Here is a 24955-nt window from a genome sequence, read left to right as displayed (position 1 = left end):
TTTAAAACATTTAAACTGACAGTTTCGCTCGTTGTTCAGTTTTCAAAGAACAATTTCGACAACGTTTAACATCTTAACACATGATGTTCTGTTGTGCAAGCATTTCTTTTTTGTTTTCTTCGCTCCATATCGAGTGAAGAAAACTCGTTTATTTCGTATCCGACGTTGTTCATCTTGGCCGGACTTAGAATATATCATAGGCTGTCCACAGAGTGCAACCCCTTTTTCAGAAAAACTTAAAATCAATTCTAACTTTCAACCGCTGATCGGTCGAACGGGCCGCGCATATGGTTGGGAAGCAGCAGCCCGCAGCCTTTACGCTATCGATAATTTCGCATATTCAGCGCGTAGCGTGACAACTCCTTGGGCGAGGCAATTCTGGCGAACATGCGGAAGATGATCTTATATCTCTTCGCAATCGCCTGCTTAATGTCCTCATCAAGCCGAGAATCATGCAGGTCGAGCATCATTTCATCCAGTTCTTTGCGGAGGACGTAATCAAATTCTTTGCATTCTTTTTCATTGAACAAGATCCCGAGCATAACCGTTAGTCGGCCTCCTTAACAGCGACAATATTCACATTTATACAAAAAGCGCCCCGCGCTGCTGCTTAGGACGCTACCTGCCGCTTTATTGTTATGCTCAAATAATGGAAATTTTATTACCTATTGAGCAAGTGCGGTGTAATTGTGCTTTCGATAAGGGATGCAACAAGCAGTAAAACAACGATTCCGAGCAGAACGGGCACTGTCATAATGACATATCGTTTCGTTTCCTTCGCCATCGTTTTAGCTCTCGAGCTATTCACCAAACATCCAAGCCAACGGAACGCAATGTTACCAGACCGCAGCCCATACGCTGATGCAAGGATGATGACAGGGATTTCTATAATTCCGTGAGGCAATATGCCTTTGAATAGAACCTCGAGCATCGATGACGTTCCCTGAACAATGTAATATTGGTGCATGAGATATCCAATCACCATTCCGTTGAGCACCATGAGGATTGCAGGATATATGCCAAATAGAAATCCTAGATACATAATTAATCCCGCTATCTTGGCATTGTTAAAGAAAATAACCACGATAGCCATTAGGGTCGGATTAGACGATTGATTAATCATATCGCTTAGTTCTTTGATTCCTTTAATTTGTTGTTCTAGAAAGTCAGAGAGCCCTGTCGCAGTAATACCGGTCACTATGCCGGCTAGAAAGAGAACGGCACTAATACCAAAGTAAGTACGCATCGTTCGAAAATGTTCAGCCCATCCAAGGTTACGAAACATGCTGAGTACCTCCTCTTAAAGTTTCATAGAAAGATATGAATATCCGCTGTGTACGAGCATAGGATTGTACTAGTACAAGGTATACGAGAGCTTGTAATGAGAGGAGCGCCGACGGATGAACATGTTTTATGTATGGAACGGAAGGAAGCTGAAGCGATACTTGATGCTCGCTGTAGCTGTTGTTTTCTCTTGCGGCATTATTTATGCAGAGCGTGACAATATTGCCGTATTCGCCCCCCAGCAGCCGGCAGCCATCTACAGCATTCCGACGGACAAGAAGGTCGTAGCGTTAACGTTTGACATCAGCTGGGGAGACAAGCGTGCCGAGCCTATCATCGATGTTCTGAAGGAGAAAGGCGTTAAGAATGTAACGTTCTTCCTCTCCTCCGTTTGGAGCCAATCCCATCCGGAGATTGTGAAGAAGATTGTAGACGCTGGGTTCGAGATCGGCAGCCATGGCCACAAGCATGATTATTACAGCAAGTTCAACGACGACGAGATCCGCTCGCAAATCACGACCGCCCATACGATTTTGTCAGGTATAACCGGTAAATCGCCTAACTTGATTCGTCTGCCTAATGGAGATTTCGATAAACGAGTGCTTCGTATTGCGGAGGAATTGAATTATACGGTTATTCAATGGGATACCGATTCGTTCGACTGGATGAATATCGGTACGGACAAAATTGTTGAACGTGTCGTAAGCCGCGCTCATCCTGGGGACATCATTCTCATGCATGCAAGCGATTCGTCTAAACAGACTCGCGACGCCCTGCCGGCCATCATCGACCAGCTGCGTGCAAGCGGTTATGAATTCGTGACCGTTTCACAAATGATCGGACAGACAGAAGTTCAAGGCAAAACGGTAAATACCGATCCCCTGAACGATCCGTCTGTCCGACTGGAAGCTGCAGCATATGGACTATAAAGTATAAGAAGCTGGACTATGAAGCCGATTTCGCGACGTTCGCGGAATCGGTTTTTGTGCTTGCGGAACCAACAAGCTTATGCAGCCACATAATCTGGAACGCATTGCAAATAAACAGCGGCGTAATCATAAAGATGACGGATACCGCATTGGTCTCTCCGTTAATGCTCGGCCATGCTTCCAATACGGTTACGACAAACATGAGGAAAACCGTCGGCACGAATGCGCTTCGGTTGGTTTGTTTAGTTTTTAGGTACGCAACAAGGACCGAACCAATCGCCAACGCAAGCGGCAGCACCCAATACAGCCAGTTGGTCAGACGCTCGCGGTCACCATAGAGCATATAGCCGAGTGCGAATGTAGCGAATAAAGACGTGTAGCCTTGCAGCATCGTCCACAAATATTTTTGTCTGAAAATGCTAAGCGCAATGTAGTTGACCGTCAAATAGGCAAAAAAGCCCATCATCGCGAATACACCGATCATCAGTCCGCTGATCGCCATCATGAGCGCATTATAGCCTGTCTCCTCGGCCTTCAGAAAACCATACGATTGATCCGTGAATTGAAGAGCTAGTCCGAGAACTGTGCACGTGACAGCACCAACAGCCATCGAGCTCCAAAACAGGAAAAACAATTTGCGTAATGTCATGCTTTGTATTGACCTCCCAATTGTTATGCAAGGAGGCTTCCGCCTCTAAATTTGCAATCTGCTCTTTATTTTACCACATAAGAATTTATAAGTCTTCGCGTATGATAATCGCGTGAACATTGCACATACTATCGTTACGAATACTCGTTGGCAATGGAAGGGGTCTGGCACAGCATGCGATTATGGTTATGGATATTAACAGCATCTGCCCTGCTCTCGTTAACGGCCTGCGGCGCTGAGCCGTCATCGTCACAGAGCGAGCCGATTAGCTACAAAGACATGAAATCGATGGTCATCGATATTCTTAAAACCGAGGACGCGCAGAAAGCACTACAGGAATCTGCAACTTCCGCAACAGGGAACAATGGCTTCAGTTCCAAAATCCTATCCGTACAGGATCAAGAACAGGTCCGTATGGCCGTCAAAGAAGTTCTCGTCTCCCCTGATTATGACAAGGTGATCAAAACGTTAATGACGGATACCCGATTCGCGGGAGAATTCGCCAAGACGGTAAATACCCAGAACAAGCAGATTCATAAGGATCTCATTAAGGACCCGTCTTATCAAAAGGATCTGATCCAAGCGATGAAGTCGCCTGAAATGGATAAAATGATCCTGGATGTATTGCAGGGTTCCCAATACCGCAAGCAGGTCATGTCCTTGATGCAAGAGGCCATGCAAAACCCGTTATTCCGTCTCGAAGTGCTCGATCTGCTGAAGAAAGCTGTACAGGAAGAGCTCAAGCCTGCTCCTGTATCATCCGACAGTAAGAAGAAAGAAGAAAGCAGCGGGGACGGTGGAGACAGCGAAGATAGCGGCGACGAATCCAAGGATGAAGAATCCGGAGGCGACGAAGAGAAGGATTCTGCAACGTAATAGACGCACAAACAAAAGCAGCCAAGCTCCCATCAGGAGTTTGGCTGCTTGTTCGTTGATCCAATATTACAATTTGGCGATTACACGTTGTGCCAGTTCCGCATACAACAAGCCTGTCTCGCTGTCGGCCTTGTAAACCGATGGTGAGAAATCCGGCTCGGACGGATGGTTGTCCGGAGCGCCGAGCGGAATCTGTGCGAGCAGCTCTGCGTTCAGCTGCTCTGCAAGTCGCGCTCCGCCCCCACGGCCGAATAGATACTCTTTCTCCCCGCTGTGGCGGTTCAAATAGTACGACATATTCTCGACGACACCGACGATGGCATGCTCCGTCTTGATCGCCATTGCGCCTGCCCGCGCAGCGACGAATGCGGCCGTTGCATGCGGCGTCGTAACGATAATTTCTTGACTCTGCGGGATGATCTGATGAACATCGAGCGCAATATCGCCGGTGCCTGGCGGCAGGTCCAACAACATATAGTCGAGCTCGCCCCACTCGATCTCGGCGAAGAAGTTGCGAAGCATTTTGCCAAGCATCGGACCACGCCATACAACCGGACTGTTGTTCTCGACGAAGAAGCCCATCGACATCACCTTAACGCCGAATCGTTCGATCGGAATGACGCGATCCCCTTCTACGTCAGGCCGTTCTTCAATTCCCATCATATCCGGTACGCTGAAGCCATAAATGTCGGCATCGATAAGACCTACTCGTTTGCCCGCGCGTGCCAACGCAACGGCTAGGTTCACGGTTACGGTAGACTTGCCAACGCCGCCCTTACCGCTTGCAATCGCAATAAACTTCGTGCCGCTCTCAGGCGACAGAAGCGGTTGTGGTTCGACCAGACCGCCATGGCCTTTGATCGGTGCGCCTTGCCCTCCGCTAGGCTGTGATGCAGCTGCTGGCGCCTCTTGCGGCAGCACACGGAAACGAAGATGCACCGACTCAATCTCCGCTTGCTTCAGCGCTTCACGAATGATGGACTCGATTGGAGCCTGATCTTCCTGCTTAGCCGTTAATACGGTTAATGATACGTTGTTGTCCTTCCACACTACGTCGCGGAATTGAACAGATTGGCCGGCCTCACCTGCACCATCGACTGCCGAGCGAACGATTTCGATTACTTGGTCTCGCGTTAACATCGTTTGATTCCACCTTCTTAGCTATGTAAATAGTTGATCTGTTTAAGAAACGGATGCTGCATACCTCACTATTATAACATAGTCTACGGTGCCCTACGATCAATGCACCGGCTCGGCTATAGAGGTGGACGATGCCTTCTCCCCTGCGCTGAAACGCAGAATCCCTTGATAGATCGCCGCGGCAATCGAACGCTGGTAATCCCCGTTAGCTAATCGGCTCGCTTCTTCAGGGTTAGACAGGAAGCCTACCTCAACAAGTGCCAATGGGATGTCCTGAATTTGCTTCATCAGGTACACCTCGTTCTTGATCGGCGCCGCAATGCGGGTCGTGTTCGCCAGATTGCGCTTGATCTCCTCTTGAATCAAGGCTGCCAATTGGCCGTTGTTTACATTGCTCGGGTAGTAGAACGTTTGTGCGCCTGACCATTTGATCGATGGAATACTGTTCATGTGAATACTGAGGACGAGTTCTGGCTTCGCTTCCTTGATCATCGACACGCGCTTCATAAGGTCTTCTGTCTTCCGTCTTGCGATTTTCTTCGTATCCTCGGCAGCAAGATCATAATCCCCTTCCCGCGTCATGATAACGATGGCACCTGCCTGCTGCAGATAGTCACGCAAATAAATCGCAATCGCAAGGTTGAGGTCTTTCTCGATAGCCCCCTCCTTGCTAACGGCTCCCCCATCAATTCCTCCATGACCCGCATCTATTGCAATTGTTTTGCCCGATAACGGGAGCGACCAGGTCGTCCAAGCGCGCGAAGCCGGAATATCCTGTACGATGAGTACGACAGCAGCGATTACAACAAGGGCGCTAATGACGATTCGCAGCGTCCCTTTATAGTTCATCCATACGACAATCCGGTTCCGAAACCGCCGCATAAATAAAACCACCTCACCCCACACGAATGGTAACCGGCTTTACTTGAAAGCCTGTACTATACCATCCTTATGGGACGAGGCGGTCGATTATGACTGCATTGATATGGAAATGAAGGCGCTCCGTAACATCTGCTTTGTACACGTTAACAGCATCAGCCTTCAATTCGACGCTGTAGATGCTCTCAATCGTCTGTATCGCTTATACAACACCGTCTTCTACACCGAGTGACACAGGTTGGATGTCCTAAATAATTACGGCCGTTCAAAGCGCCAAGAGGCACTCTGACGGCCGCTGGCAGCGCTCAAGTGTTATTTGTGCAGACCGCACTCTGTTTTATCGTTACCCGACCAACGACCCGCACGTGGGTCTTCGCCTGGCATTACTTGACGTGTGCAATGCTCGCAACCGATCGATGGGTAATGATTATCATGCAGTTTGTTGTAAGGTACATTGTTCTCGCGGATATAGTTCCATACATCTTCAGACGTCCAGTCTGCAATTGGATTGAATTTCATGAGACCGAACTTGTAATCATATTCAATCTTCTTAGCATTCGCACGAGTATCCGCTTGATCGCGACGGATACCTGTCATCCAGCATTCATATTGGCTGAGGATTTGCGTGAGCGGCTGAACTTTGCGGATGTTGCAGCATTGGTTAGGATCGCTCTTCCACAGCTCCTCGCCATATTGTGCAGCTTGCTCTTCTGGCGTAATTGCCGGCTTCACTTGCACGTAACGAATGTTCGGATAACGAGCAGCGAGCTCGTCACGCGTTTCGAGCGTTTCTTTGAAGTGGAAATCCGTATCCAGATAGAAGATATCGACATTCGGATTAATTTTTTGAATCATATCAACGAGAACAACGTCCTCTGCGCCGAAGCTGCAAGCGAACGTAATATTAGGGAACGTTTCAATCGCATATTTGATGATTGCTTCTGGTGTTTGTTCTTCCAGTTCAACGGCTTTCTGTGAGGCAAGTGCCTCTTTCTCAAACAGGTTCATCGTAAAGACCTCCGTCCAATATTAATTCCTAGTAAGAGGGTAAGCGTTGCTCGTTATTATACGTCTTTCACCACGTTTGTTCAATGAATTAATTTCGCTATTATCCACAAATACAATCCTAAAGATGAATAATTAGGAACGATCGTCAATGTCACATATAAAAATAAAAAATACCCCTTCCGAGCATATACATGCTGCAGAAGAGGTATTCGACTCGAAATTAACGTTTCGAGAACTGTGGAGCGCGACGTGCTGCTTTGAGACCGTATTTCTTACGTTCTTTCATACGTGGGTCACGCGTCAGGAAGCCTGCGCGTTTGAGCGAACCACGGAACTCAGGGTCTGCTTTGAGCAGTGCACGGGAAATACCGTGGCGGATTGCGCCAGCTTGACCGGAGATGCCGCCGCCGTTAGCGATAACGATTACGTCGTATTTGCTCGTCGTATCCGTCAGGTTCAGCGGTTGTTTAACGATCAGCTTCAGTGTTTCCAGACCGAAATATTCATTCAGGTCACGTTTATTGATAGTGATTCGTCCTTCACCCGGCACGAGACGAACGCGTGCTACGGAGTGTTTACGACGACCGGTTCCATAGTATTGAACTTGTGCCATGAAACTGTCCTCCTTTTATTAACCGCGAAGCTCGTACACTTCAGGGTTTTGTGCTTGATGCGGATGTTCCGAACCTGCATATACTTTGAGTTTGAGCTTCAGTTTGTCGCCCAGACGGTTTTTAGGAAGCATGCCGTGAACAGCTGCTTCGAGAACGCGCTCAGGGTGTTTTTGAAGCATGTCGTTAGCCGAGAATACTTTCAGACCACCTGGATACATCGAGTGGCGATAGTATTTTTTGTTTTGAAGCTTTTTGCCCGTGAGGACAATTTTCTCAGCGTTGATGATGACAACGAAGTCACCAGTGTCAACATGAGGCGTAAATTGTGGTTTGTGCTTACCGCGGATCAAGGCAGCTGCTTCGCTAGCCAGACGGCCCAGCGTTTTGCCTTCTGCATCGATAACAAACCATTTGCGATCGACTTCGTTAGGCTTAGCCATAAAGGTAGTACGCATGAGGTGTTCCTCCTTAAAAATTGTTTCAGCAATCCATTTATAATGAAACGTTCGCGTTTCAAGCTGATAGTTCTACGTCAAAATTACTTCATTTGCTTAGTTGAGTTGAAGCATTTCTAATCGGGGCTGTGGGATAGCCATTAAAAATGCACAAGTTATATACTACTATAATTACTGGACTTTCGCAAGAGGTTTAGCTTGTAAAATACAGGCTAATTTGCGTTTTCCTGCGCCAAAATGTGTAATCTCGACTGCTCGGGCGGATATTCGACTTCCCACAGCATCAGTCCATGTGCCATTGCCGTCGGACCGGTCGTTGAACGGTCCTTCGCCGCGAGCATAGCAGGAATATCGTCAGGTGACCGTTTGCCTTCGCCAACCCACATCATCGTACCCGCAATAATCCGAACCATATTATAAAGGAAGCCACTGCCCGTTACGAACAGATGGAGCATCGGTCCTTCCTCCTCAATACGCGTTTCGAATATCGTACGTACATGAGAGGGTTGCGTCGACTGGATCGAAGTAAACGACGTGAAGTCATACTCACCAATAAGGTGCGCCATCGCTTCACGCATCGCATCGATGTTCAGCGGCGTCGGGTGGTGAAACGCATAGTGACGGCCGAACACGTCCGGAAACTTACGACGGTCGATCGTATAACGGTACGTCTTTCGCTTCGCTGAATGGCGAGCGTGAAACGCCTCTGGCGCTTCCCATGCTTCCAATACGACGATATCATCAGGCAGCCTTGTGTTGATCGCTAGCGCCCATCTCTCCTGCGGAATGCGAGATTCCGTATGAAAGTTAAACACTTGACCACGCGCATGCACGCCTGCATCCGTCCGTCCAGAGCCGATGATACGAAGCTCCTCGCTTGTCAGCGTCTTAATAGCCGCTTCGAGCACGTCCTGGATCGTATTGCCGCTGGGCTGCGACTGAAAGCCGCTATAAGTCGAACCGTCGTAGCTGACTACCATCACGATGTTTCGCATTGCTACCTCCCATAGGGCGTGGCCCTCTGGACACCCACCTAATCCTAATATAGGACCCCAAGGGCTGACGCCCTCTGGACACCCGTTGCAGACAACATCTTATAAGGGCTGACGACCTCTGGACAACCATTTTGCCGACACCCTCCTAAATCCTCCCTCTGGCTCAGAGGGAGGACCCCAGAGAGCTCCGCCCTCTGGACTCCGGGAATGGTTATCTAGACACGTTGGTGCTTGTGCTCGCTTAAGTCCCTAATGGGACACGCTTTCTTGTGGCGCTGCCTAGAAACAATCGAACGCCCGCGAACGATAAGACGCTTCGATGAAACTAAGTGCCACAAGCCGCTTTCGTCCCTGACGGGACACGCTCTACTGTTGTGCTTGAACGATGAGCTCGCAAGCTCGCCTGCTTAATCTAATTGATCAAGCCGGTTCGAACATTCCAGTTACAACGTGCGTATCCACAGCTGCCAGTCGTATCCGTGAAACGATATCCCCAAATCCACACACTTCCCCACAGTTTCCACAGGGAAACTGCGTATCGAGAAATGGTTTGCCACTGATCACAGGTGGACAACTCCATTCTTTCTGGGTTATCCACTTGTGGATAGGCAGTAATGGAGGGCGCAAAGGGCCCGAAAATGCCGGCTCATGTATACGAGCCGGCAAATTAAGATATATCCCCAATGGAATGCGGGAGTGCGTGGAGAGCAGCGGCAGGTGCGCGAGTTTACGTCCGACTTTGAATGGATGTTCCCTACTCTATTAGAATAGTTCATAGGAACATCCTTTCAACGGGAGGCGCGTGCTTGATGCATGCTCGGAATGCACGGGCGAAACCGTTGCAACCGTTGACCTTCCTTCCTCGAAACAGCTACTTGCTCGCAACGCGCCCACGCGTTCCATTCATCCCAAGAAAAAAAGGTGGCCGCGAAGGTCCACCCTTTCTCATCCGATCCATCCGGTCGATTACGCGCGATCTACCAGTTCCAAGTACACCATTGGCGCTGAATCACCGCGGCGCGGTCCCAGTTTCAGAATCCGCGTGTATCCGCCCGCACGTTCCGAGTAACGGGTGGCCAGTTCGGAGAACAGCTTTTGAATAGCGTCTTGTTCACCGTCAACTGTTTCACGACGAACGAAAGCTGCCACTTGGCGACGAGCGTGAAGATCACCTTTTTTCGCTTTCGTGATGAGCTTCTCAGCGATCGAACGAACTTCTTTCGCTTTAGCTTCCGTCGTTTGGATGCGCTCATACAGGAACAGGTCCGTTACGAGGTCGCGGAAAAGAGCTTTACGCGCGCTCGCGTCACGGCCCAATTTTTGGTATGCCATCGATTTCTCCTCCTTCTGCAAGATTGCAATTACATGCTGCTGCTATCTATTCTTCCATGCGGAGGCCCAAACCAAGTTCCTCTAGCTTCTCTTGTACTTCCTCCAAAGATTTGCGTCCGAGGTTGCGCACCTTCATCATATCTTCTTCGGTTTTCGTGATCAGCTCTTGAACAGTGTTGATGCCTGCACGTTTCAAGCAGTTGTAAGAACGAACGGAAAGATCCAGTTCCTCGATCGTCATCTCGAGTACTTTCTCTTTCTTATCTTCTTCTTTCTCGACCATAATTTCCGCGTCTTTGGCTTCATCGGTCAATCCGACGAACAAGTCCAAATGCTCGGTCAAAATTTTAGCGCCGAGGCTAACAGCCTCTTCCGGTCGAATACTTCCATCAGTCCAAACTTCTAAGGTGAGCTTGTCATAGTTGGTAACTTGGCCGACACGAGTATTTTCTACGCTGTAATTGACACGGGTAATGGGCGTGTAGATCGAATCAATAGGAATTACGCCGATCGGTTGATCTTCTTTCTTATTCCGATCCGCAGGTACGTACCCGCGTCCACGATTGGCGAATACCCGCATATGGAGCCGTGCACCGGAGGCTAAGGTCGCGATATGAAGATCAGGATTCAAAATCTCGACATCGCTGTCCGCTCGAATGTCGCCCGCCGTTACGTTCCCTTCGCCCTCTGCATCAATCTCCAGCACCTTCTCTTCGTCGGAGTGGATTTTGAGCGACAGGCCTTTCAGGTTCAGTATGATTTCGGTAACGTCCTCAATCACACCGGGAACCGTAGAAAATTCATGAAGTACACCGTCGATTTGTACAGAAGTCACAGCTGCGCCAGGCAGCGACGACAGCAGAATCCGACGAAGCGAATTCCCCAGCGTCGTACCATATCCGCGCTCCAGTGGTTCAACTACAAAACGTCCATATGTGCCATTATCATTGAGCTCTACGGTTTCGATTTTCGGCTTTTCGATCTCAATCACTAGTAGTACCCTCCTTCAAAACGTCGCTCCGTTCACCGTACGTGTTCAGTCGAATCATGTAGTATGCCAAACCTTCACAACCATTATTCACAAGTTGCTGTAATTTGATACCACGTAAAAGACTGAATTATACGCGGCGACGTTTCGGTGGACGGCAGCCGTTGTGTGGAACCGGCGTTACGTCTTTGATCAGGTTAACTTCAAGACCTGCTGCTTGCAGGGAACGGATTGCCGCTTCGCGGCCAGCACCTGGTCCTTTAACCATAACCTCTACGACTTTCATGCCATGCTCCATTGCAGCTTTAGCAGCTGTTTCAGCAGCCATTTGAGCTGCGAATGGCGTGCTCTTACGGGAGCCCTTGAAACCAAGGTTACCGGAGCTTGCCCAAGAGATTGCATTGCCGTGCGGATCCGTGATCGTAACGATCGTGTTGTTGAACGTCGAACGGATGTGCGCTACGCCGGAGTCGATATTTTTACGGTCACGACGTTTCGTACGTACGACTTTTTTAGGTTTAGCCATTGTGTGTTATCCTCCCTTCTTATTTCTTCTTGTTAGCTACAGTCCGACGAGGACCTTTACGCGTGCGAGCATTCGTTTTCGTACGTTGACCACGAACAGGCAGTCCACGACGGTGACGAACACCACGGTAGCAGCCGATTTCGATGAGACGCTTAATGTTAAGCGAGATCTCACGACGAAGATCGCCTTCTACTTTAACCGACTTGTCGATCGTTTCGCGAAGTTTGCTAACTTCATCTTCCGTCAGATCACGAACACGCGTTTGAGCGCTAACGCCCGTCGTTGCAAGAATCTTCTTAGCAGTCGTTTGACCGATACCGAAGATATATTGCAGCGCGATTTCAACGCGTTTGTCACGTGGCAAGTCTACACCAGCAATACGTGCCATATGTCTTGGTTCCCTCCTTTATCTAGCCTTGTTTTTGTTTGTGTTTAGGATTTTCACAAATCACCATAACGTTGCCTTTGCGGCGAATGACTTTGCATTTCTCGCAAATTGGCTTAACCGAAGGTCTGACCTTCATTGTGATTACCTCCCGAATCCTTCGGCGCAAGCCCGAAAGGCTTACTTCCGATAGGTAATGCGTCCCCTTGATAAATCATAAGGCGATAACTGGATAACAACTTTATCACCGGTCAAGATCCGGATAAAGTGCATACGCAGCTTGCCAGATACGTGAGCTAAGATTTGATGCCCGTTCTCAAGCTCAACCTTAAACATTGCGTTAGGTAGCGGTTCAATTACCGTACCTTCGACCTCAATGACGTCTTCCTTGGCCACCGTCATTCTCCTTTCGCTTGCACGAACTTCTGAATCGCGTAGCGCAGCTTGGCATTCGTCACCCGGCCGGTCTCATTCATGCTGTTGACAACTTCGGTGTTGATGACCGACTGTAACTCAAGGTGCGCAATGTTCTTCTTCTTCGGCCGATCGAATCGTTTCTTATCACCGTCAGCGATAAGAACGAAACGTTCATCGACGATGCCGATGACAACCGCATAACCGCCCTCATCCTTGCCGCGAAGCACGAATGCGATTTGACCGATCTGCGGTGCTACATCCACGTGCATCAACCCGCCTCAGCATCCGATTTGGTTAGTATCTCATAACCATCTTCAGTTACGGCGACTGTATGCTCGAAATGCGCACACCACGAGCCGTCGACCGTGACGACCGTCCAGTTGTCTTCAAGCGTACGTACATAACGCTCTCCAATGTTGACCATGGGCTCGATGCAGAGAACCATACCCGGCTTAAGCCGTGGTCCCCGATCTGGAATCCCGTAGTTCGGAATTTGCGGTTCTTCATGAAGCTTCGTGCCGATTCCATGACCGACATACTCACGAACAACCGATAATCCCGCATTCTCAACAACCTTCTGAACGGCATGCGATATCGTGAAGAGTCGAACATCCGGTTTAATCAGTTCAAGTCCAGCGTAAAGGGATTGTTCCGTCACATCGAGTAACCGCTGCGCTTCTGCAGAGATTGTACCAACGCCATACGTCCAAGCGGAGTCGCCGTGATACCCCTGATACTGCGCACCGATATCAATGCTAATGATATCACCTTCAGCCAGCTTCTGATTAGAATTCGGAATACCATGCACCAACTGATCGTTGACAGAAGTGCATATGCTGGCAGGAAATTGATTGTAACCTTTAAAAGATGGAACGGCGCCCTGACTTCGAATATACGTCTCGGCGATATGATCCAGTTCGCTAGTCGTAATGCCGGGCCGTATCGATTGTTTAAGCAGCCGATGAGTATCAGCAACAATCCGCCCTGCTTCCCGCATCAAACGGAGCTCTGCTTCCGACTTGCAAACAATCATTAGTTTGAACCCCGCAGAACGGAAACGATCTCAGCAGTTACAACATCAATATCCTGTTCCCCGTCGACTTCACGAAGCAGCGACTTACCTTCGTAGTACGAAAGCAATGGTGCTGTTTTCGAGATGTACTGATCCAGACGCGTACCGACACTTTCTTCGTTATCGTCCGAACGCTGGTACAACTCGCCTCCGCATTTATCGCAGATGCCTTCTTGTTTCGGCGGGTTATTCAAGACGTGATAAGTGGATCCGCAAGATTTGCAGATGCGGCGGCCCGTTAAACGAGCAAGCAGCAATCCGCGATCAACCTTCAAGTTAATGACGTGATCGAGCGAGCGGCCCATGTCCGCGAGCATGCCGTCAAGCGCTTCGGCTTGTTGCAGCGTACGCGGGAAACCATCAAGTAGAAAACCTTTCGAGCAGTCATCGAGCAGCAGGCGGTCCCGAACGATTCCGTTCGTAATCTCATCCGGTACTAGCAAGCCTTGATCAACATACTCTTTTGCTTTCAGACCCATTGGTGTACCTTGCTTCATAGCAAGGCGAAAAGCATCACCGGTAGAAATGTGTGGTACCGCGAACTGATCGACAATGCGTTCAGCTTGCGTCCCCTTGCCGGCTCCTGGAGGTCCCATGAATAAAATGTTCATTCCGTGTTCCTCGCTTTAAGCACAATAGGCCCGTTCGGGTTCCGACACACGATCAGCATGCCAGGACCCCGATATGAACCTATCCTTATTTATTGATAAACCCTTTGTAGTGACGCTTGATGAGCTGGCTCTCGATCTGTTTCATCGTGTCGAGTGCGACACCGATAACGATCAGGAGCGAAGTACCACCGAGTCGAACCGACTGCGGAAGATCAGCAGCTGCACCAAATGCTACTGGAAGCAACGAGATGAGCGACAAGAATACCGCACCCGCAAGCGTAAGACGAGTCATAACGCGCGTAATGTACGACGACGTTGGCTTACCAGGACGGATGCCTGGGATGTAACCACCGTTCTTCTTCATCTGATCTGCCATTTGAACCGGGTTGATCTGAACGAAGGTATAGAAGAAGGTAAAGCCGACAATCAGAAGCACGTACAACAGCATACCAAGCGGTTTGTCATAGTACAAGTTCTGAATTATCCATTGCGCCCAATCTTTGTTTGCCCAGAACTGTGCGATCGTAATCGGGAACATGAGCAGCGAGATTGCGAAGATAACCGGAATAACGCCTGCGCCGTTTACCTTCAGCGGAATGTGAGTCGACTGACCACCGTACATCTTACGGCCAACTACACGTTTAGCATATTGTACCGGGATCTTACGGATACCTTGTTGAACGAAGATGACACCAACAATTACCGCGATTGCGACAACTACGATGAGAATCACCTTCAGGATGTTCCAGAAGAGCATGTCGCCAGGGTTCTCGAATTCCGTTGCATATACTTCGCGAATATGACCAGGCATTGCTGCGATAATACCCGCAAAGATCAGAACCGAGATACCGTTGCCGATACCGCGTTCCGTAATTTGCTCGCCGAGCCACATCAAGAATGCCGTACCGGCAGTCAGGATGATCGCGATCATTGCATAAGTCGTAAACTTAGGATCAATGACCATCTCGTAAGCGTATCTACGGTTGAAGCCTACAGCCGTACCAAAACCTTGGACTAAACCAAGAATGATCGTGCCGTAACGAGTGATTTGCGCCAGTTTGCGTTTACCATTCTCGCCTTCCTTCGCCCATTCCGTGAACTTCGGAATAACGTCCATCGACAGCAACTGTACGATGATAGAAGAAGTGATGTATGGCATAATCCCGATCGCGAAGATCGAGAAGTGGAACAAGGCGCCACCCGAGAAGGTATTCAACAAGCCGAACAGGTCAGCCCCGTTATCGACTTGTTTGAATACGTCTGTGTTAATATTCGGAACCGGGATAAACGAACCGATTCGGTAAACAAGCAAGATGAAAAGCGTAAACAGGATCTTCTTGCGAAGGTCTTCCACTCTCCAAATGTTGGACACCGTCTTGAACATTAGATCACCTCGGTTTTACCGCCGGCAGCCTGGATTTTCTCTACCGCAGATTGAGAGAATTTGTTCGCTTTAACAGTCAGTTGAACTGTGATTTCGCCATTACCCAGGATCTTGATGCCGCTCTGTGGGTTTTTGACGATTCCTTTCTCCAGAAGTACTTCAGGAGTAACTTCTGTTCCTGCTGCAAAGCTGTTCAATTCTTCAATGTTAACAACCGCGAACTCCTTACGGAATGGGTTGTTGAAGCCGCGTTTCGGAAGACGACGGTACAATGGATTTTGACCGCCCTCAAAGCCAGGACGAACGCCACCGCCGGAGCGAGCGTTCTGACCTTTATGACCCCGAGCAGCCGTTTTGCCGTTACCGGAACCGATACCGCGACCGACGCGCTTGCGCTCTTTACGGGAACCTTCTGCAGGTTGGAGCTCATGCAATTTCATCGTTCGTAGCACCTCCTTAATTGGTTTGCCTTGACAAATGCTCGTATTGTTTAAACTTCTTCGACTTTGACCAGGTGGTTAACAGCGTTAACCATGCCACGAATCGCCGGAGTGTCGTTCAGGACAACAGATTGGTGAAGCTTGCGCAGACCAAACGATTGTACCGTAGCACGTTGCTTTTCGTTGCGACCGATCAGACTGCGAACAAGCGTAACTTGTAATTTCGCCATCTTGTTTTCCTCCTTAACCCAGAAGCTCTTGTACGGTTTTACCGCGAAGCTTCGCCACGTCCTCCGCACGTTTCAGGCGCGAAAGGCCTTCAATCGTTGCGTTAACCATGTTCATGGAGTTTGAGGAACCAAGCGATTTCGTCAGAATATCGCCAACGCCTGCCAGTTCGAGTACTGCACGAACTGGGCCGCCTGCGATAACACCGGTACCTTGGGAAGCAGGCTTAAGTAATACTTCGCCAGCACCGAAGTGACCGATTACTTGATGCGGGATCGTTGTTCCCACGAGAGGAACGTGAACCAGATTCTTCTTCGCGTCTTCAATGCCTTTGCGAATTGCATCTGGAACTTCGGCAGCTTTACCGATACCAGCGCCTACATAGCCTTTGCCGTCGCCGACAACAACCAGAGCGCTGAAGCTGAACCGACGTCCGCCTTTAACTACTTTGGATACACGGTTGATGTGAACAACCTTCTCTGTCAGTTCTAACGTATTCGGATCTACACGCAAGTCGTTTTACCTCCTTGTTAAAAATTTTGAATTAGAATTCGAGCCCTGCTTCGCGAGCTGCATCAGCCAGTGCTTGAATACGTCCGTGGTACAGGTAACCGCCGCGATCGAAAACGACTTCAGATACGCCTTTCGCTTTAGCGCGAGCTGCGATCAATTCGCCGACTTTCTTAGCCGCTTCAACGTTACCGCCGTTGCCAACCGATTCAGCCAGCTCTTTGTCCATCGTGGAAGCTGCTGCGATCGTTACGCCGTTAACATCGTCGATCAATTGCGCGTACATATGTTTGGAAGAACGGAATACCGACAGACGCGGACGTGCAATCGTACCGTTAATTTTCTTACGAACACGCAGGTGACGTTTCAAACGAGCTTTGTTTTTATCGCCCTTCGTAATCATTCGGAGTACACTCCTTTCCGTTTGCCTTATGAAGCTATCGGGATAAGCCGACTGTTAAGCGACTTATTTCTTCTTACCGACTTTACCCTCTTTACGGAGGATACGTTCGCCTTCGTACTTAATACCTTTACCTTTGTATGGCTCAGGTTCACGTACGGAACGAATTTTAGCTGCCGTTTCACCAACGAGCTCTTTATCGATGCCACGAACGATGATTTTCGTTTGCGATGGCAGTTCGAATTCAATGCCGTTGTCCGGAGCGATCTCAACCGGGTGGGAGTAACCTACGCTAAGAACGATTTTATCGCCGCTCTTGTTAGCACGGTAACCTACGCCGACGAGTTCAAGTGTTTTCGCGTAACCTTCTGTTACGCCGCTTACCATGTTGGAAATGACGCTGCGCGTCGTTCCGTGCAGGGAGCGGTGAAGTTTGTTGTCCGAAGGACGTTCAACCACGATCTCGTTCTCAGCAACATTGATCTTCATATCTTTGTGCAGATTACGGGAAAGTGTGCCCTTAGGACCTTTTACAGTAATGGCGCTGTCGTTCAGGCTGATGCTAACACCAGCTGGAACAGCGATTGGTTTGCGACCAATACGGGACATTTGTTACACCTCCAATCGTTGACGATTTATTACCACACGTAGCAGACGACTTCGCCGCCAGCTTTCGATTGACGAGCTTCTTTGTCGGTCATAATCCCTTTGGACGTGGAAATGATAGCAATTCCGAGACCGCCCAGTACGCGAGGGACTTCATTCGATTTCGTGTAAACACGAAGACCTGGTTTGCTAATGCGCTTCAGACCCGTGATTACGCGCTCGTTGTTCGCTCCGTATTTAAGGAAAACACGGATGATCCCTTGTTTGTTATCTTCGATATATTCTGCATCGCGGATGAAGCCCTCGCGTTTCAAAATCTCAGCGATTTGCTTCTTCACTTTCGAAGCAGGCATTTCCACGGTCTCGTGACGAACGACATTCGCGTTGCGGATGCGTGTCAGCATATCTGCGATCGGATCAGACATAACCATTTATGTGAACCTCCTTCCCGAACTAAGACTGATTACCAGCTTGCTTTTTTGACGCCAGGAATCTGGCCTTTATATGCTAACTCACGGAAACAAATCCGGCAAATTTTAAACTTTTGCAATACGGAATGCGGACGACCGCAGCGCTCGCAACGTGTGTACGCACGCACTTTGAACTTCGGAGTGCGCTGCTGCTTCACTTTCATCGAAGTTTTTGCCACTTGGTAAACACCTCCCGTGGATTACTTCGTGAACGGCATGCCCAGTTGGGTGAGCAGCTCACGAGATTCTTCGTCCGTTTTGGCCGTCGTTACAATGACGATGTCCATACCGCGAACTTTATCAACTTTATCGTACTCGATCTCTGGGAAGATCACTTGCTCTTTCAGGCCCAGTGTATAGTTACCGCGTCCGTCGAATGCTTTCGTCGAGACACCGCGGAAGTCACGTACACGTGGAAGCGTGATGTTGAACAGCTTGTCGAGGAAGTAGTACATGCGCTCGCCGCGCAGCGTTACTTTCGCACCGATTGGCATATTCTCACGAAGCTTGAAGCCTGCGATCGATTTCTTTGCACGCGTGATTACTGGTTTTTGACCAGCGATCAGTTGCAATTCAGCAACAGCAACGTCCAATACTTTGGAGTTTGCAGTAGCTTCACCAACACCCATGTTGATGACAACTTTCTCGATCTTAGGTACTTGCATTACAGTCGTATAGTTGAACTTCTGCATCAGAGCAGGTGTAATTTCGTTAAGGTAACGATCTTTCATTCTTGCTGCCATGATTCAATGGACCTCCTTTCCGTTCCGGATCAATTAGTCGATCACTTCGCCGGATCGTTTAGCAACCCGGACTTTTTTGCCGTTGTCGAGCACTTTGTAACCGATACGCGTTACTTTACCGCTTTTCGGATCAATGTGCATAACGTTCGATACGTGAATCGCAGCTTCTTGCTCGATGATGCCGCCTTGCGGATTCGCTTGGGACGGACGAGCGTGCTTCTTCACGATATTGACGCCTTCGACCAGTACGCGGTTCTCGCGAGGGAATGCTGCGATTACGCGACCTTTTTTGCCTTTGTCTTTACCGCTGATAACGATAACGTTATCGTCCTTTTTCACATGAAGCTTGTTGTTATGCGATTCAAGAACTTTTTTCAGCCGTGGCATGAGTACACCTCCTGCATGCTTGATCGATCATGCTTATATAGCACCGTGGCGCTGCGCGCCGAGCGGGCATTAGATAACTTCTGGTGCGAGCGAGACGATTTTCATGAAGTCTTTGTCGCGAAGTTCGCGAGCAACTGGTCCGAAGATACGTGTGCCGCGTGGGCTCTTATCTTCCTTCACGATTACCGCTGCGTTCTCGTCGAATGCGATGTACGAACCGTCTTTACGGCGAACCGAACGCTTCGTACGAACGATAACAGCTTTTACTACGTCGCCTTTTTTGACAACGCCGCCTGGTGTTGCTTGTTTGACGGAGCAGATGATCAAATCACCGATTGCGCCAACACGACGACCCGTGCCGCCAAGCACGCGAATGCACATCAGTTCTTTAGCGCCGGAGTTGTCTGCTACAGCCAAACGCGTAAATGGTTGAATCATTTGTACGTCCTCCTTTCGGAAAAATGCACTTTAATCCGAGTCCAGGTTCTTACAAGACAACTGCTTCTTCAACGATCTCTACGAGTCTGAAGCGTTTGTCTTTGGAAAGCGGACGAGTCTCCATGATTCTCACGACGTCGCCGATCTTAGCCTGGTTGTTCTCGTCGTGCGCTTTGAATTTTTTCGTGTATTTGATGCGTTTATGGTACAGATCGTGTTTTTTGTAAGTTTCTACAGCAACAACAATCGTTTTATCCATTTTGTCGCTTACCACTTTGCCGATTTGAACTTTGCGGGCATTGCGTTCGCTCATGTTCTTCCTCCTTCCTTAAGCCATTACTGACTTATCCACTGTGTGAATTATTAACTGCTGATTCCGAGTTCTCTTTCACGCAGGACGGTTTTGGCACGAGCTATTTCCTTCCGCACATCACGAATGCGAGTCGGATTGTCGAGTTGGCCCGTTGCCAGTTGGAAACGAAGGTTGAAAAGTTCTTCCTTGAAGCCTGCGACTTTTTGTTCAATCTCAGCAGAGGTTAGGTTGCGAAATTCACTAGCTTTCATTTGCTTCACCACCTACTTCTTCGCGTTTCACGAACTTCGTTTTAACAGGGAGTTTGTGGGCTGCGAGGCGCATAGCTTCACGTGCGATTTCCTCTGGAACGCCAGCAAGTTCAAACATGATCTTGCCTGGTTTTACAACCGCTACCCATTTCTCAACGTTACCTTTACCGCTACCCATCCGAACTTCAAGCGGCTTTTGCGTGATTGGCTTATGTGGGAAGATCTTGATCCACACTTTACCACCCCGTTTGATGTAACGAGTCATCGCAATACGCGCTGCTTCGATCTGGCGGTTCGTAATCCATGAAGGCTCAAGAGCTTGAAGGCCGTATTCGCCGAAAGCGACTTCCGTACCGCCTTTTGCTTTACCTCTCATGTTACCGCGTTGTTGTTTACGGTGTTTGACGCGTTTAGGTACCAACATGTTTAGTTGCCTCCTTCCTGAACAGCTTTCTTCTTAGCAGTTGGAAGGACTTCACCGCGATAGATCCACACTTTTACGCCGATACGGCCATAAGTAGTGTGTGCTTCAGCCGTGCCGTAGTCAATGTCTGCGCGCAGCGTATGAAGTGGAACTGTACCTTCGCTGTAACCTTCCGTACGTGCGATTTCAGCGCCGCCGAGGCGACCGCTTACCGACGTTTTGATACCTTTAGCGCCCGAACGCATTGTGCGTTGGATCGCTTGTTTCAGTGCGCGGCGGAACGAAGTCCGGCGCTCAAGCTGTTGAGCGATGCTTTCAGCTACCAGGATAGCGTCCAGATCAGCTTGCTTGATTTCAGTGATGTTAATATGCACTTTTTTGCCGTTCGTGATTTTCGCCAGTTGGTTGCGGAGGTTTTCAACTTCCGAACCACCTTTACCGATGACCATGCCTGGTTTCGCCGTATTGATCGTTACGTTGACGCGGTTAGCGGCACGCTCGATCTCGATGCGGGAAACGGCTGCGTCTTTCAGTTTGTTTTTCAGGAACTCACGAATTTTGACGTCTTCAATAAGAAGTGCGCCGAAATCTTTACCAGCAAACCATTTGGATTCCCAGTCGCGGATGATCCCGATACGAAGACCGACCGGATTTACCTTTTGACCCACACGTTTTCCCTCCTTATTTCTCGGATACGATCAAAGTGATATGGCTCGTACGTTTATTGATACGGCTTGCGCGGCCTTGTGCGCGCGGGCGGAACCGTTTCAACGTAGGACCTTGGTTCACATATACTTGCTCTACAACCAGCTTGTTAACGTCCAGCTGGAAGTTATGCTCCGCGTTAGCAATAGCGGAGTTCAGAAGCTTCTCCACGATTGGGGAAGCGGATCTTGGCGTGTGACGCAAAATCGCGATTGCCTCGCCTACCTTCTTGCCGCGGATCAAGTCAACGACCAGTTGGGCTTTACGAGGTGCAATACGAACGAAATTAGCTTGCGCTTTCGCTTGTGCCATGGATGGAACCTCCTCTCGTAACGTAGAGTCAAACCGTTAATTAACGGCGACCCGTTTTCTTATCATCGTCGCTATGGCCTTTGTACGTACGCGTCGGTGCGAATTCACCGAATTTGTGTCCGACCATATCCTCCGTGACATATACCGGTACATGCTTACGACCGTCATAAACAGCCAGCGTGTGACCAATGAATTGCGGGAAAATAGTCGAGCGACGGGACCACGTCTTAATCACGACTTTCTTGTTCGCTGCGTTAAGCTCTTCAACTTTCTTGAGCAGGTAGCCGTCAATAAACGGACCTTTCTTCAAACTGCGACCCATGGATGATCCTCCCTTCACTTAACGTGCGCGTGACGGTCACCCGTCACGCAGATTGTATCAAGCAACCATTACTTCGTACGACGACGAACAATGTATTGGCTCGATGCTTTTTTCTTTTTGCGGGTTTTGAAGCCCAGCGTCGGTTTGCCCCATGGGGACATTGGCGATTTGCGACCGATTGGAGCGCGACCTTCGCCACCACCGTGTGGGTGATCGTTCGGGTTCATGACTACGCCGCGAACTTCCGGACGCTTGCCGAGCCAACGGGAACGGCCTGCTTTACCGATTTTCACGAGCTCATGGTCTTCGTTACCTACGGAACCGATCGTAGCGCGGCATTTTTTGAGGATGCGACGCGTTTCGCCGGACGTCAGGCGGATAACCACGTAGTCTTCTTCCTTACCGAGCAGCTGTGCTTCCGTACCTGCTGCACGTACGAGTTGACCGCCTTTACCAGGCTTCATCTCGATGTTGTGGATAACTGTACCGACCGGAATGTTCTCAAGTGGCAATGCATTGCCGATCTTGATATCAGCTTCTGGACCGGACATAACTTGATCGCCAACTTTCAGACCTTTAGGAGCGATGATATAACGCTTCTCGCCGTCTGCATAGTTGATCAATGCAATGTTCGACGTACGGTTTGGATCGTACTCGATTGTCGCTACGCGACCAACGATTCCGTCCTTCGTACGTTTGAAGTCGATGATACGGTATTTTCGTTTGTGTCCGCCGCCGTGGTGACGAACCGTAATTTTACCTTGGTTGTTGCGGCCTGCTTTCTTCGAAAGTGGCGCGAGCAACGATTTCTCCGGTTGGCTTGCTGTGATCTCTTCGAAAGTCGAGACGGACATAGCGCGGCGAGCCGGGGATGTCGGTTTGTACTTCTTAACTGGCACTTGGTTTCCCTCCTATCTTCAAGTTATACGGACTCGAAGAACTCGAGTTCTTTGCTTTCGGCGCTCAGTTGAACGATCGCCTTTTTCCATTCGGACGTATATCCATTGTGACGGCCATAACGCTTCGGTTTAGCCGGTACGCGCATCGTATTCACGCTGTCGACTTTCACTTTAAAGATCGATTCGACTGCGCTTTTGATTTCCGTTTTGTTGGCACGGATGTCAACTTCGAAGACATAACGTTTGTTAGCCATGAAGTCACTGGTGCGTTCCGTAATAACCGGGCGCTTGATAATATCGCGTGGGTTCTTCATTACGCAAGCACCTCCTGAACTTTCTCTACGGCTTCTTTCGTGATGATCAATTGATCATACTGCAACACGTCAAGCACGTTAATGCCTTCAGCTGCAACAATCTTCACACCTGGGATGTTACGACCCGACAATGCAACATTGTCTTCATAGTTAGCCGTAACTACAAGTGCTTTGCGAGCCACCTTCAGGTTGTTCAGGATAGCCGCGAATTCTTTCGTTTTTGGTGCTGCCAGCGTCAGTTGATCAAGAACAACGATTTCGTTGCCGATCACTTTCGAAGACAGTGCCGATTTGATCGCCAGACGGCGAACTTTTCTTGGAAGCTTGAAGCTGTAGCTGCGTGGTGTCGGTCCGAATACCGTACCGCCGCCTACCCATTGTGGTGCACGAATCGAGCCTTGACGAGCACGACCTGTACCTTTTTGTTTCCAAGGTTTGCGGCCGCCGCCGCGAACTTCAGAACGTCCTTTAGTCTTATGCGTACCACGACGTTCTGCAGCTTGTTGCAACAGTACCGCGCTGTGCAATACGTGAGCGTTCGGTTGAATACCGAATACGCTATCCGCGAGTTCGACTTCGCCTACTTGCGAGCCGCTCACGTTGTAAAGAGCTACTTTAGGCATAGCTAGTTCCTCCTTTCTTTAGAAGCGATTATTTCTTCACCGTCAATTTGACTTTAACGAGTGCATTTTTAGGACCTGGAATCGAACCTTTAACCAAGATTACATTGCGCTCTGCATCCACGCGAATGACTTCGAGGTTTTGGATCGTGATCGTTTCCGAACCCATGTGACCTGGCAAGTGTTTGCCTTTAGGCACGCGGTTTGCTTGGATCGAGCCCATCGAACCTGGACCACGGTGGTAACGCGAACCGTGAGACATAGGACCTGTGCTTTGATTCCAACGCTTGATCGTACCTTGGAAGCCTTTACCCTTCGAAACGCCCGTTACGTCAACAAATTCGCCTGCCGTGAACAGGTCAGCCTTTACAACTTGGCCAACTTCATATTCGCCGAGGTTAATACCGCGAATTTCACGAATGTAGCGCTTAGGAGCCGTATTGGCTTTTTTCGCATGGCCGATTGCCGGCTTCGTTGCGTTCTTTTCTTTCTTATCCGAGAAACCAAGCTGCACAGCTTCGTAGCCGTCGTTTTCTTGGTCTTTCTTTTGCAGGACGACGTTCGGGCCAGCTTCGATTACCGTTACCGGGATTACGTTGCCTTCTGCCGTGAACACTTGCGTCATGCCGAGTTTTTTACCTAAGATACCCTTCATGTTGACACCTCTTTTCCTTTGCTACTCTATCGTTTGGTATTACAGTTTGATTTCGATATCTACACCGGATGGCAGGTCGAGTCGCATCAACGCATCAACCGTTTGCGGCGTTGGGTTTACAATGTCGATAAGGCGCTTGTGTGTGCGCATTTCGAATTGTTCCCGGGAATCCTTGTACTTGTGTACCGCGCGGAGAACGGTGATGATTTGCTTTTCCGTAGGAAGCGGAATCGGACCGGAAACACCTGCACCGGAACGTTTTGCTGTTTCCACGATTTTCTCAGCGGATTGGTCAAGAATTCTATGATCGTATGCTTTCAAGCGAATACGAATCTTTTGCTTTGCCATATAAGTCCCTCCTTCTATCGCCCAAT

At 49.3% G+C, this 24955-nt stretch carries 42 protein-coding genes; 2 read left to right on the top strand and 40 right to left on the bottom strand.

All coding sequences use genetic code 11. The features are described from left to right. Positions 1-320: 320 nt before the first annotated feature. Positions 321-542: a hypothetical protein gene (locus SBI19_RS20305; RefSeq protein WP_110046899.1), complete on the bottom strand. Its 222-nt coding sequence runs from the start codon at positions 540-542 to the stop codon at positions 321-323. Positions 543-661: 119 nt separating this feature from the next. Further along, positions 662-1285 carry a stage II sporulation protein M gene (locus SBI19_RS20300; RefSeq protein ID WP_317971339.1) on the bottom strand — a complete coding sequence of 208 codons (624 nt, stop codon included), beginning with the start codon at positions 1283-1285 and terminating at the stop codon, positions 662-664. A gap of 115 nt (positions 1286-1400) precedes the next feature. On the opposite strand from SBI19_RS20300, the gene pdaB reads away from it, so the two are divergent. Beyond that, positions 1401-2213 (top strand): polysaccharide deacetylase family sporulation protein PdaB, encoded by an 813-nt coding sequence (pdaB, locus tag SBI19_RS20295; RefSeq protein WP_317971338.1) that lies wholly within the window; start codon positions 1401-1403, stop codon positions 2211-2213. A 16-nt stretch (positions 2214-2229) separates the two neighbouring features. On the opposite strand, the gene SBI19_RS20290 is transcribed toward pdaB, so the two are convergent. Beyond that, positions 2230-2862 carry a KinB-signaling pathway activation protein gene (locus SBI19_RS20290; protein WP_317971337.1) on the bottom strand — a complete coding sequence of 211 codons (633 nt, stop codon included), beginning with the start codon at positions 2860-2862 and terminating at the stop codon, positions 2230-2232. 174 nt (positions 2863-3036) lie between these two features. On the opposite strand from SBI19_RS20290, the gene gerD reads away from it, so the two are divergent. Beyond that, entirely contained in the window at positions 3037-3738 is a 702-nt protein-coding gene (gene gerD / locus SBI19_RS20285) for a spore germination lipoprotein GerD (protein WP_317971336.1), read from the top strand. Positions 3739-3804: 66 nt separating this feature from the next. On the opposite strand, the gene SBI19_RS20280 is transcribed toward gerD, so the two are convergent. The 37 genes from SBI19_RS20280 to rpsJ form a co-directional block, all read right to left on the bottom strand. Beyond that, positions 3805-4878: an Mrp/NBP35 family ATP-binding protein gene (locus SBI19_RS20280; protein ID WP_317971335.1), complete on the bottom strand. Its 1074-nt coding sequence runs from the start codon at positions 4876-4878 to the stop codon at positions 3805-3807. Positions 4879-4977: 99 nt separating this feature from the next. Next, positions 4978-5760 (bottom strand): N-acetylmuramoyl-L-alanine amidase CwlD, encoded by a 783-nt coding sequence (cwlD, locus tag SBI19_RS20275; protein WP_317971334.1) that lies wholly within the window; start codon positions 5758-5760, stop codon positions 4978-4980. Between the two features lie 309 nt (positions 5761-6069). Next, positions 6070-6765: a phosphoadenylyl-sulfate reductase gene (locus SBI19_RS20270; protein ID WP_317971333.1), complete on the bottom strand. Its 696-nt coding sequence runs from the start codon at positions 6763-6765 to the stop codon at positions 6070-6072. 220 nt (positions 6766-6985) lie between these two features. Continuing rightward, positions 6986-7378 carry a 30S ribosomal protein S9 gene (gene rpsI / locus SBI19_RS20265; protein WP_110046891.1) on the bottom strand — a complete coding sequence of 131 codons (393 nt, stop codon included), beginning with the start codon at positions 7376-7378 and terminating at the stop codon, positions 6986-6988. Positions 7379-7396: 18 nt separating this feature from the next. Next, positions 7397-7834 (bottom strand): 50S ribosomal protein L13, encoded by a 438-nt coding sequence (gene rplM / locus SBI19_RS20260; RefSeq protein ID WP_317971332.1) that lies wholly within the window; start codon positions 7832-7834, stop codon positions 7397-7399. A gap of 212 nt (positions 7835-8046) precedes the next feature. Further along, positions 8047-8829 (bottom strand): tRNA pseudouridine(38-40) synthase TruA, encoded by a 783-nt coding sequence (gene truA / locus SBI19_RS20255; RefSeq protein ID WP_317971331.1) that lies wholly within the window; start codon positions 8827-8829, stop codon positions 8047-8049. A gap of 966 nt (positions 8830-9795) precedes the next feature. Continuing rightward, a complete protein-coding gene (rplQ, locus tag SBI19_RS20250; protein ID WP_087570332.1) occupies positions 9796-10161 on the bottom strand; it encodes a 50S ribosomal protein L17 in 366 nt (121 codons plus the stop codon). Between the two features lie 46 nt (positions 10162-10207). Beyond that, positions 10208-11152, bottom strand: coding sequence for a DNA-directed RNA polymerase subunit alpha (locus SBI19_RS20245; protein ID WP_127532405.1), 945 nt, complete (start codon positions 11150-11152; stop codon positions 10208-10210). 127 nt (positions 11153-11279) lie between these two features. Next, positions 11280-11675, bottom strand: coding sequence for a 30S ribosomal protein S11 (rpsK, locus tag SBI19_RS20240; RefSeq protein ID WP_191207200.1), 396 nt, complete (start codon positions 11673-11675; stop codon positions 11280-11282). A gap of 19 nt (positions 11676-11694) precedes the next feature. Further along, the gene (rpsM, locus tag SBI19_RS20235; protein ID WP_191207199.1) at positions 11695-12063 is read right to left on the bottom strand and encodes a 30S ribosomal protein S13; all 369 of its coding nucleotides are present in this window, start codon (positions 12061-12063) and stop codon (positions 11695-11697) included. A 22-nt stretch (positions 12064-12085) separates the two neighbouring features. Then, positions 12086-12199 (bottom strand): 50S ribosomal protein L36, encoded by a 114-nt coding sequence (rpmJ, locus tag SBI19_RS20230; protein WP_003333770.1) that lies wholly within the window; start codon positions 12197-12199, stop codon positions 12086-12088. Between the two features lie 41 nt (positions 12200-12240). After that, complete coding sequence (gene infA, locus SBI19_RS20225) at positions 12241-12456, bottom strand: translation initiation factor IF-1 (protein WP_015847200.1); 216 nt, start codon at positions 12454-12456, stop codon at positions 12241-12243. 2 nt (positions 12457-12458) lie between these two features. Beyond that, positions 12459-12746, bottom strand: a complete 288-nt coding sequence (locus tag SBI19_RS20220) for a KOW domain-containing RNA-binding protein (protein ID WP_317971330.1) — start codon at positions 12744-12746, stop codon at positions 12459-12461. After that, complete coding sequence (map, locus tag SBI19_RS20215; RefSeq protein ID WP_317971329.1) at positions 12746-13510, bottom strand: type I methionyl aminopeptidase; 765 nt, start codon at positions 13508-13510, stop codon at positions 12746-12748. Before map ends, SBI19_RS20220 begins: the two co-directional genes overlap by 1 nt. Continuing rightward, positions 13510-14160 carry an adenylate kinase gene (locus SBI19_RS20210; protein ID WP_317971328.1) on the bottom strand — a complete coding sequence of 217 codons (651 nt, stop codon included), beginning with the start codon at positions 14158-14160 and terminating at the stop codon, positions 13510-13512. Before SBI19_RS20210 ends, map begins: the two co-directional genes overlap by 1 nt. An 85-nt stretch (positions 14161-14245) precedes the next feature. Continuing rightward, positions 14246-15544: a preprotein translocase subunit SecY gene (secY, locus tag SBI19_RS20205; RefSeq protein WP_317971327.1), complete on the bottom strand. Its 1299-nt coding sequence runs from the start codon at positions 15542-15544 to the stop codon at positions 14246-14248. Next, the gene (rplO, locus tag SBI19_RS20200) at positions 15544-15984 is read right to left on the bottom strand and encodes a 50S ribosomal protein L15 (protein ID WP_317971326.1); all 441 of its coding nucleotides are present in this window, start codon (positions 15982-15984) and stop codon (positions 15544-15546) included. The genes secY and rplO overlap by 1 nt, the downstream gene beginning before the upstream one ends. 50 nt (positions 15985-16034) lie before the next feature. Next, a complete protein-coding gene (gene rpmD, locus SBI19_RS20195; protein ID WP_317971325.1) occupies positions 16035-16214 on the bottom strand; it encodes a 50S ribosomal protein L30 in 180 nt (59 codons plus the stop codon). Positions 16215-16227: 13 nt separating this feature from the next. Next, on the bottom strand, positions 16228-16725 hold the full coding sequence (gene rpsE / locus SBI19_RS20190; protein ID WP_110046878.1) for a 30S ribosomal protein S5: 498 nt from the start codon (positions 16723-16725) through the stop codon (positions 16228-16230). Positions 16726-16756: 31 nt separating this feature from the next. Further along, the gene (gene rplR, locus SBI19_RS20185; protein WP_317971324.1) at positions 16757-17125 is read right to left on the bottom strand and encodes a 50S ribosomal protein L18; all 369 of its coding nucleotides are present in this window, start codon (positions 17123-17125) and stop codon (positions 16757-16759) included. Positions 17126-17188: 63 nt separating this feature from the next. Next, entirely contained in the window at positions 17189-17731 is a 543-nt protein-coding gene (gene rplF / locus SBI19_RS20180) for a 50S ribosomal protein L6 (protein ID WP_317971323.1), read from the bottom strand. Between the two features lie 29 nt (positions 17732-17760). Continuing rightward, positions 17761-18159 carry a 30S ribosomal protein S8 gene (rpsH, locus tag SBI19_RS20175; protein WP_317971322.1) on the bottom strand — a complete coding sequence of 133 codons (399 nt, stop codon included), beginning with the start codon at positions 18157-18159 and terminating at the stop codon, positions 17761-17763. Positions 18160-18191: 32 nt separating this feature from the next. Next, on the bottom strand, positions 18192-18377 hold the full coding sequence (locus SBI19_RS20170) for a type Z 30S ribosomal protein S14 (RefSeq protein WP_013312154.1): 186 nt from the start codon (positions 18375-18377) through the stop codon (positions 18192-18194). 21 nt (positions 18378-18398) lie between these two features. Then, positions 18399-18941, bottom strand: coding sequence for a 50S ribosomal protein L5 (gene rplE / locus SBI19_RS20165; protein WP_191207189.1), 543 nt, complete (start codon positions 18939-18941; stop codon positions 18399-18401). A 33-nt stretch (positions 18942-18974) separates the two neighbouring features. Then, positions 18975-19328 (bottom strand): 50S ribosomal protein L24, encoded by a 354-nt coding sequence (gene rplX, locus SBI19_RS20160; protein WP_317971321.1) that lies wholly within the window; start codon positions 19326-19328, stop codon positions 18975-18977. 69 nt (positions 19329-19397) lie between these two features. Further along, complete coding sequence (gene rplN, locus SBI19_RS20155) at positions 19398-19766, bottom strand: 50S ribosomal protein L14 (RefSeq protein WP_110046872.1); 369 nt, start codon at positions 19764-19766, stop codon at positions 19398-19400. A 49-nt stretch (positions 19767-19815) separates the two neighbouring features. Beyond that, positions 19816-20079, bottom strand: a complete 264-nt coding sequence (gene rpsQ, locus SBI19_RS20150; RefSeq protein ID WP_317971320.1) for a 30S ribosomal protein S17 — start codon at positions 20077-20079, stop codon at positions 19816-19818. Positions 20080-20129: 50 nt separating this feature from the next. Further along, positions 20130-20330 carry a 50S ribosomal protein L29 gene (gene rpmC, locus SBI19_RS20145; RefSeq protein WP_006037938.1) on the bottom strand — a complete coding sequence of 67 codons (201 nt, stop codon included), beginning with the start codon at positions 20328-20330 and terminating at the stop codon, positions 20130-20132. Continuing rightward, the gene (gene rplP / locus SBI19_RS20140) at positions 20320-20754 is read right to left on the bottom strand and encodes a 50S ribosomal protein L16 (protein ID WP_110046870.1); all 435 of its coding nucleotides are present in this window, start codon (positions 20752-20754) and stop codon (positions 20320-20322) included. Before rplP ends, rpmC begins: the two co-directional genes overlap by 11 nt. A 2-nt stretch (positions 20755-20756) precedes the next feature. After that, positions 20757-21422: a 30S ribosomal protein S3 gene (gene rpsC / locus SBI19_RS20135; protein WP_110046869.1), complete on the bottom strand. Its 666-nt coding sequence runs from the start codon at positions 21420-21422 to the stop codon at positions 20757-20759. A gap of 13 nt (positions 21423-21435) precedes the next feature. Beyond that, the gene (rplV, locus tag SBI19_RS20130; RefSeq protein ID WP_317971319.1) at positions 21436-21771 is read right to left on the bottom strand and encodes a 50S ribosomal protein L22; all 336 of its coding nucleotides are present in this window, start codon (positions 21769-21771) and stop codon (positions 21436-21438) included. Positions 21772-21811: 40 nt separating this feature from the next. Beyond that, positions 21812-22093 (bottom strand): 30S ribosomal protein S19, encoded by a 282-nt coding sequence (rpsS, locus tag SBI19_RS20125; protein ID WP_110046867.1) that lies wholly within the window; start codon positions 22091-22093, stop codon positions 21812-21814. A 68-nt stretch (positions 22094-22161) separates the two neighbouring features. Further along, positions 22162-22992, bottom strand: a complete 831-nt coding sequence (rplB, locus tag SBI19_RS20120; RefSeq protein ID WP_317971318.1) for a 50S ribosomal protein L2 — start codon at positions 22990-22992, stop codon at positions 22162-22164. A gap of 23 nt (positions 22993-23015) precedes the next feature. Continuing rightward, positions 23016-23306, bottom strand: coding sequence for a 50S ribosomal protein L23 (rplW, locus tag SBI19_RS20115; protein WP_191207184.1), 291 nt, complete (start codon positions 23304-23306; stop codon positions 23016-23018). Then, complete coding sequence (gene rplD / locus SBI19_RS20110; protein ID WP_317971317.1) at positions 23306-23929, bottom strand: 50S ribosomal protein L4; 624 nt, start codon at positions 23927-23929, stop codon at positions 23306-23308. Before rplD ends, rplW begins: the two co-directional genes overlap by 1 nt. Positions 23930-23957: 28 nt before the next feature. Next, positions 23958-24581 (bottom strand): 50S ribosomal protein L3, encoded by a 624-nt coding sequence (gene rplC, locus SBI19_RS20105; protein ID WP_191207182.1) that lies wholly within the window; start codon positions 24579-24581, stop codon positions 23958-23960. 39 nt (positions 24582-24620) lie between these two features. Further along, a complete protein-coding gene (gene rpsJ / locus SBI19_RS20100; RefSeq protein WP_006037947.1) occupies positions 24621-24929 on the bottom strand; it encodes a 30S ribosomal protein S10 in 309 nt (102 codons plus the stop codon). Positions 24930-24955: the final 26 nt, after the last annotated feature.

This window comes from Paenibacillus sp. CCS19, from assembly GCF_033239625.1.
Classification (GTDB): Bacteria; Bacillota; Bacilli; order Paenibacillales; family Paenibacillaceae; genus Paenibacillus_T.
Note: the sequence above shows the minus strand (reverse complement) of the source record. Positions and strands in the feature narration are given on the sequence as shown.

Excerpts from the sequence above, each read along its gene's own strand:
- SBI19_RS20305 (WP_110046899.1), bottom strand. The coding sequence starts at position 542 with ATGCTCGGGATCTTGTTCAATGAAAAAGAATGCAAAGAATTTGATTAC.
- SBI19_RS20300 (WP_317971339.1), bottom strand. The coding sequence starts at position 1,285 with ATGTTTCGTAACCTTGGATGGGCTGAACATTTTCGAACGATGCGTACT.
- pdaB (WP_317971338.1), top strand. The coding sequence starts at position 1,401 with ATGAACATGTTTTATGTATGGAACGGAAGGAAGCTGAAGCGATACTTG.
- SBI19_RS20290 (WP_317971337.1), bottom strand. The coding sequence starts at position 2,862 with ATGACATTACGCAAATTGTTTTTCCTGTTTTGGAGCTCGATGGCTGTT.
- gerD (WP_317971336.1), top strand. The coding sequence starts at position 3,037 with ATGCGATTATGGTTATGGATATTAACAGCATCTGCCCTGCTCTCGTTA.
- SBI19_RS20280 (WP_317971335.1), bottom strand. The coding sequence starts at position 4,878 with ATGTTAACGCGAGACCAAGTAATCGAAATCGTTCGCTCGGCAGTCGAT.
- cwlD (WP_317971334.1), bottom strand. The coding sequence starts at position 5,760 with ATGCGGCGGTTTCGGAACCGGATTGTCGTATGGATGAACTATAAAGGG.
- SBI19_RS20270 (WP_317971333.1), bottom strand. The coding sequence starts at position 6,765 with ATGAACCTGTTTGAGAAAGAGGCACTTGCCTCACAGAAAGCCGTTGAA.
- rpsI (WP_110046891.1), bottom strand. The coding sequence starts at position 7,378 with ATGGCACAAGTTCAATACTATGGAACCGGTCGTCGTAAACACTCCGTA.
- rplM (WP_317971332.1), bottom strand. The coding sequence starts at position 7,834 with ATGCGTACTACCTTTATGGCTAAGCCTAACGAAGTCGATCGCAAATGG.
- truA (WP_317971331.1), bottom strand. The coding sequence starts at position 8,829 with ATGCGAAACATCGTGATGGTAGTCAGCTACGACGGTTCGACTTATAGC.
- rplQ (WP_087570332.1), bottom strand. The coding sequence starts at position 10,161 with ATGGCATACCAAAAATTGGGCCGTGACGCGAGCGCGCGTAAAGCTCTT.
- rpsK (WP_191207200.1), bottom strand. The coding sequence starts at position 11,675 with ATGGCTAAACCTAAAAAAGTCGTACGTACGAAACGTCGTGACCGTAAA.
- rpsM (WP_191207199.1), bottom strand. The coding sequence starts at position 12,063 with ATGGCACGTATTGCTGGTGTAGACTTGCCACGTGACAAACGCGTTGAA.
- rpmJ (WP_003333770.1), bottom strand. The coding sequence starts at position 12,199 with ATGAAGGTCAGACCTTCGGTTAAGCCAATTTGCGAGAAATGCAAAGTC.
- SBI19_RS20220 (WP_317971330.1), bottom strand. The coding sequence starts at position 12,746 with ATGCACGTGGATGTAGCACCGCAGATCGGTCAAATCGCATTCGTGCTT.
- map (WP_317971329.1), bottom strand. The coding sequence starts at position 13,510 with ATGATTGTTTGCAAGTCGGAAGCAGAGCTCCGTTTGATGCGGGAAGCA.
- SBI19_RS20210 (WP_317971328.1), bottom strand. The coding sequence starts at position 14,160 with ATGAACATTTTATTCATGGGACCTCCAGGAGCCGGCAAGGGGACGCAA.
- secY (WP_317971327.1), bottom strand. The coding sequence starts at position 15,544 with ATGTTCAAGACGGTGTCCAACATTTGGAGAGTGGAAGACCTTCGCAAG.
- rplO (WP_317971326.1), bottom strand. The coding sequence starts at position 15,984 with ATGAAATTGCATGAGCTCCAACCTGCAGAAGGTTCCCGTAAAGAGCGC.
- rpmD (WP_317971325.1), bottom strand. The coding sequence starts at position 16,214 with ATGGCGAAATTACAAGTTACGCTTGTTCGCAGTCTGATCGGTCGCAAC.
- rplR (WP_317971324.1), bottom strand. The coding sequence starts at position 17,125 with ATGATTACGAAGGGCGATAAAAACAAAGCTCGTTTGAAACGTCACCTG.
- rplF (WP_317971323.1), bottom strand. The coding sequence starts at position 17,731 with ATGTCCCGTATTGGTCGCAAACCAATCGCTGTTCCAGCTGGTGTTAGC.
- rpsH (WP_317971322.1), bottom strand. The coding sequence starts at position 18,159 with ATGGTTATGTCTGATCCGATCGCAGATATGCTGACACGCATCCGCAAC.
- rplE (WP_191207189.1), bottom strand. The coding sequence starts at position 18,941 with ATGGCAGCAAGAATGAAAGATCGTTACCTTAACGAAATTACACCTGCT.
- rplX (WP_317971321.1), bottom strand. The coding sequence starts at position 19,328 with ATGCCACGGCTGAAAAAAGTTCTTGAATCGCATAACAACAAGCTTCAT.
- rplN (WP_110046872.1), bottom strand. The coding sequence starts at position 19,766 with ATGATTCAACCATTTACGCGTTTGGCTGTAGCAGACAACTCCGGCGCT.
- rpsQ (WP_317971320.1), bottom strand. The coding sequence starts at position 20,079 with ATGAGCGAACGCAATGCCCGCAAAGTTCAAATCGGCAAAGTGGTAAGC.
- rpmC (WP_006037938.1), bottom strand. The coding sequence starts at position 20,330 with ATGAAAGCTAGTGAATTTCGCAACCTAACCTCTGCTGAGATTGAACAA.
- rplP (WP_110046870.1), bottom strand. The coding sequence starts at position 20,754 with ATGTTGGTACCTAAACGCGTCAAACACCGTAAACAACAACGCGGTAAC.
- rplV (WP_317971319.1), bottom strand. The coding sequence starts at position 21,771 with ATGGCACAAGCGAAAGCGCAAGCTAATTTCGTTCGTATTGCACCTCGT.
- rpsS (WP_110046867.1), bottom strand. The coding sequence starts at position 22,093 with ATGGGTCGCAGTTTGAAGAAAGGTCCGTTTATTGACGGCTACCTGCTC.
- rplW (WP_191207184.1), bottom strand. The coding sequence starts at position 23,306 with ATGAAGAACCCACGCGATATTATCAAGCGCCCGGTTATTACGGAACGC.
- rplD (WP_317971317.1), bottom strand. The coding sequence starts at position 23,929 with ATGCCTAAAGTAGCTCTTTACAACGTGAGCGGCTCGCAAGTAGGCGAA.
- rplC (WP_191207182.1), bottom strand. The coding sequence starts at position 24,581 with ATGAAGGGTATCTTAGGTAAAAAACTCGGCATGACGCAAGTGTTCACG.
- rpsJ (WP_006037947.1), bottom strand. The coding sequence starts at position 24,929 with ATGGCAAAGCAAAAGATTCGTATTCGCTTGAAAGCATACGATCATAGA.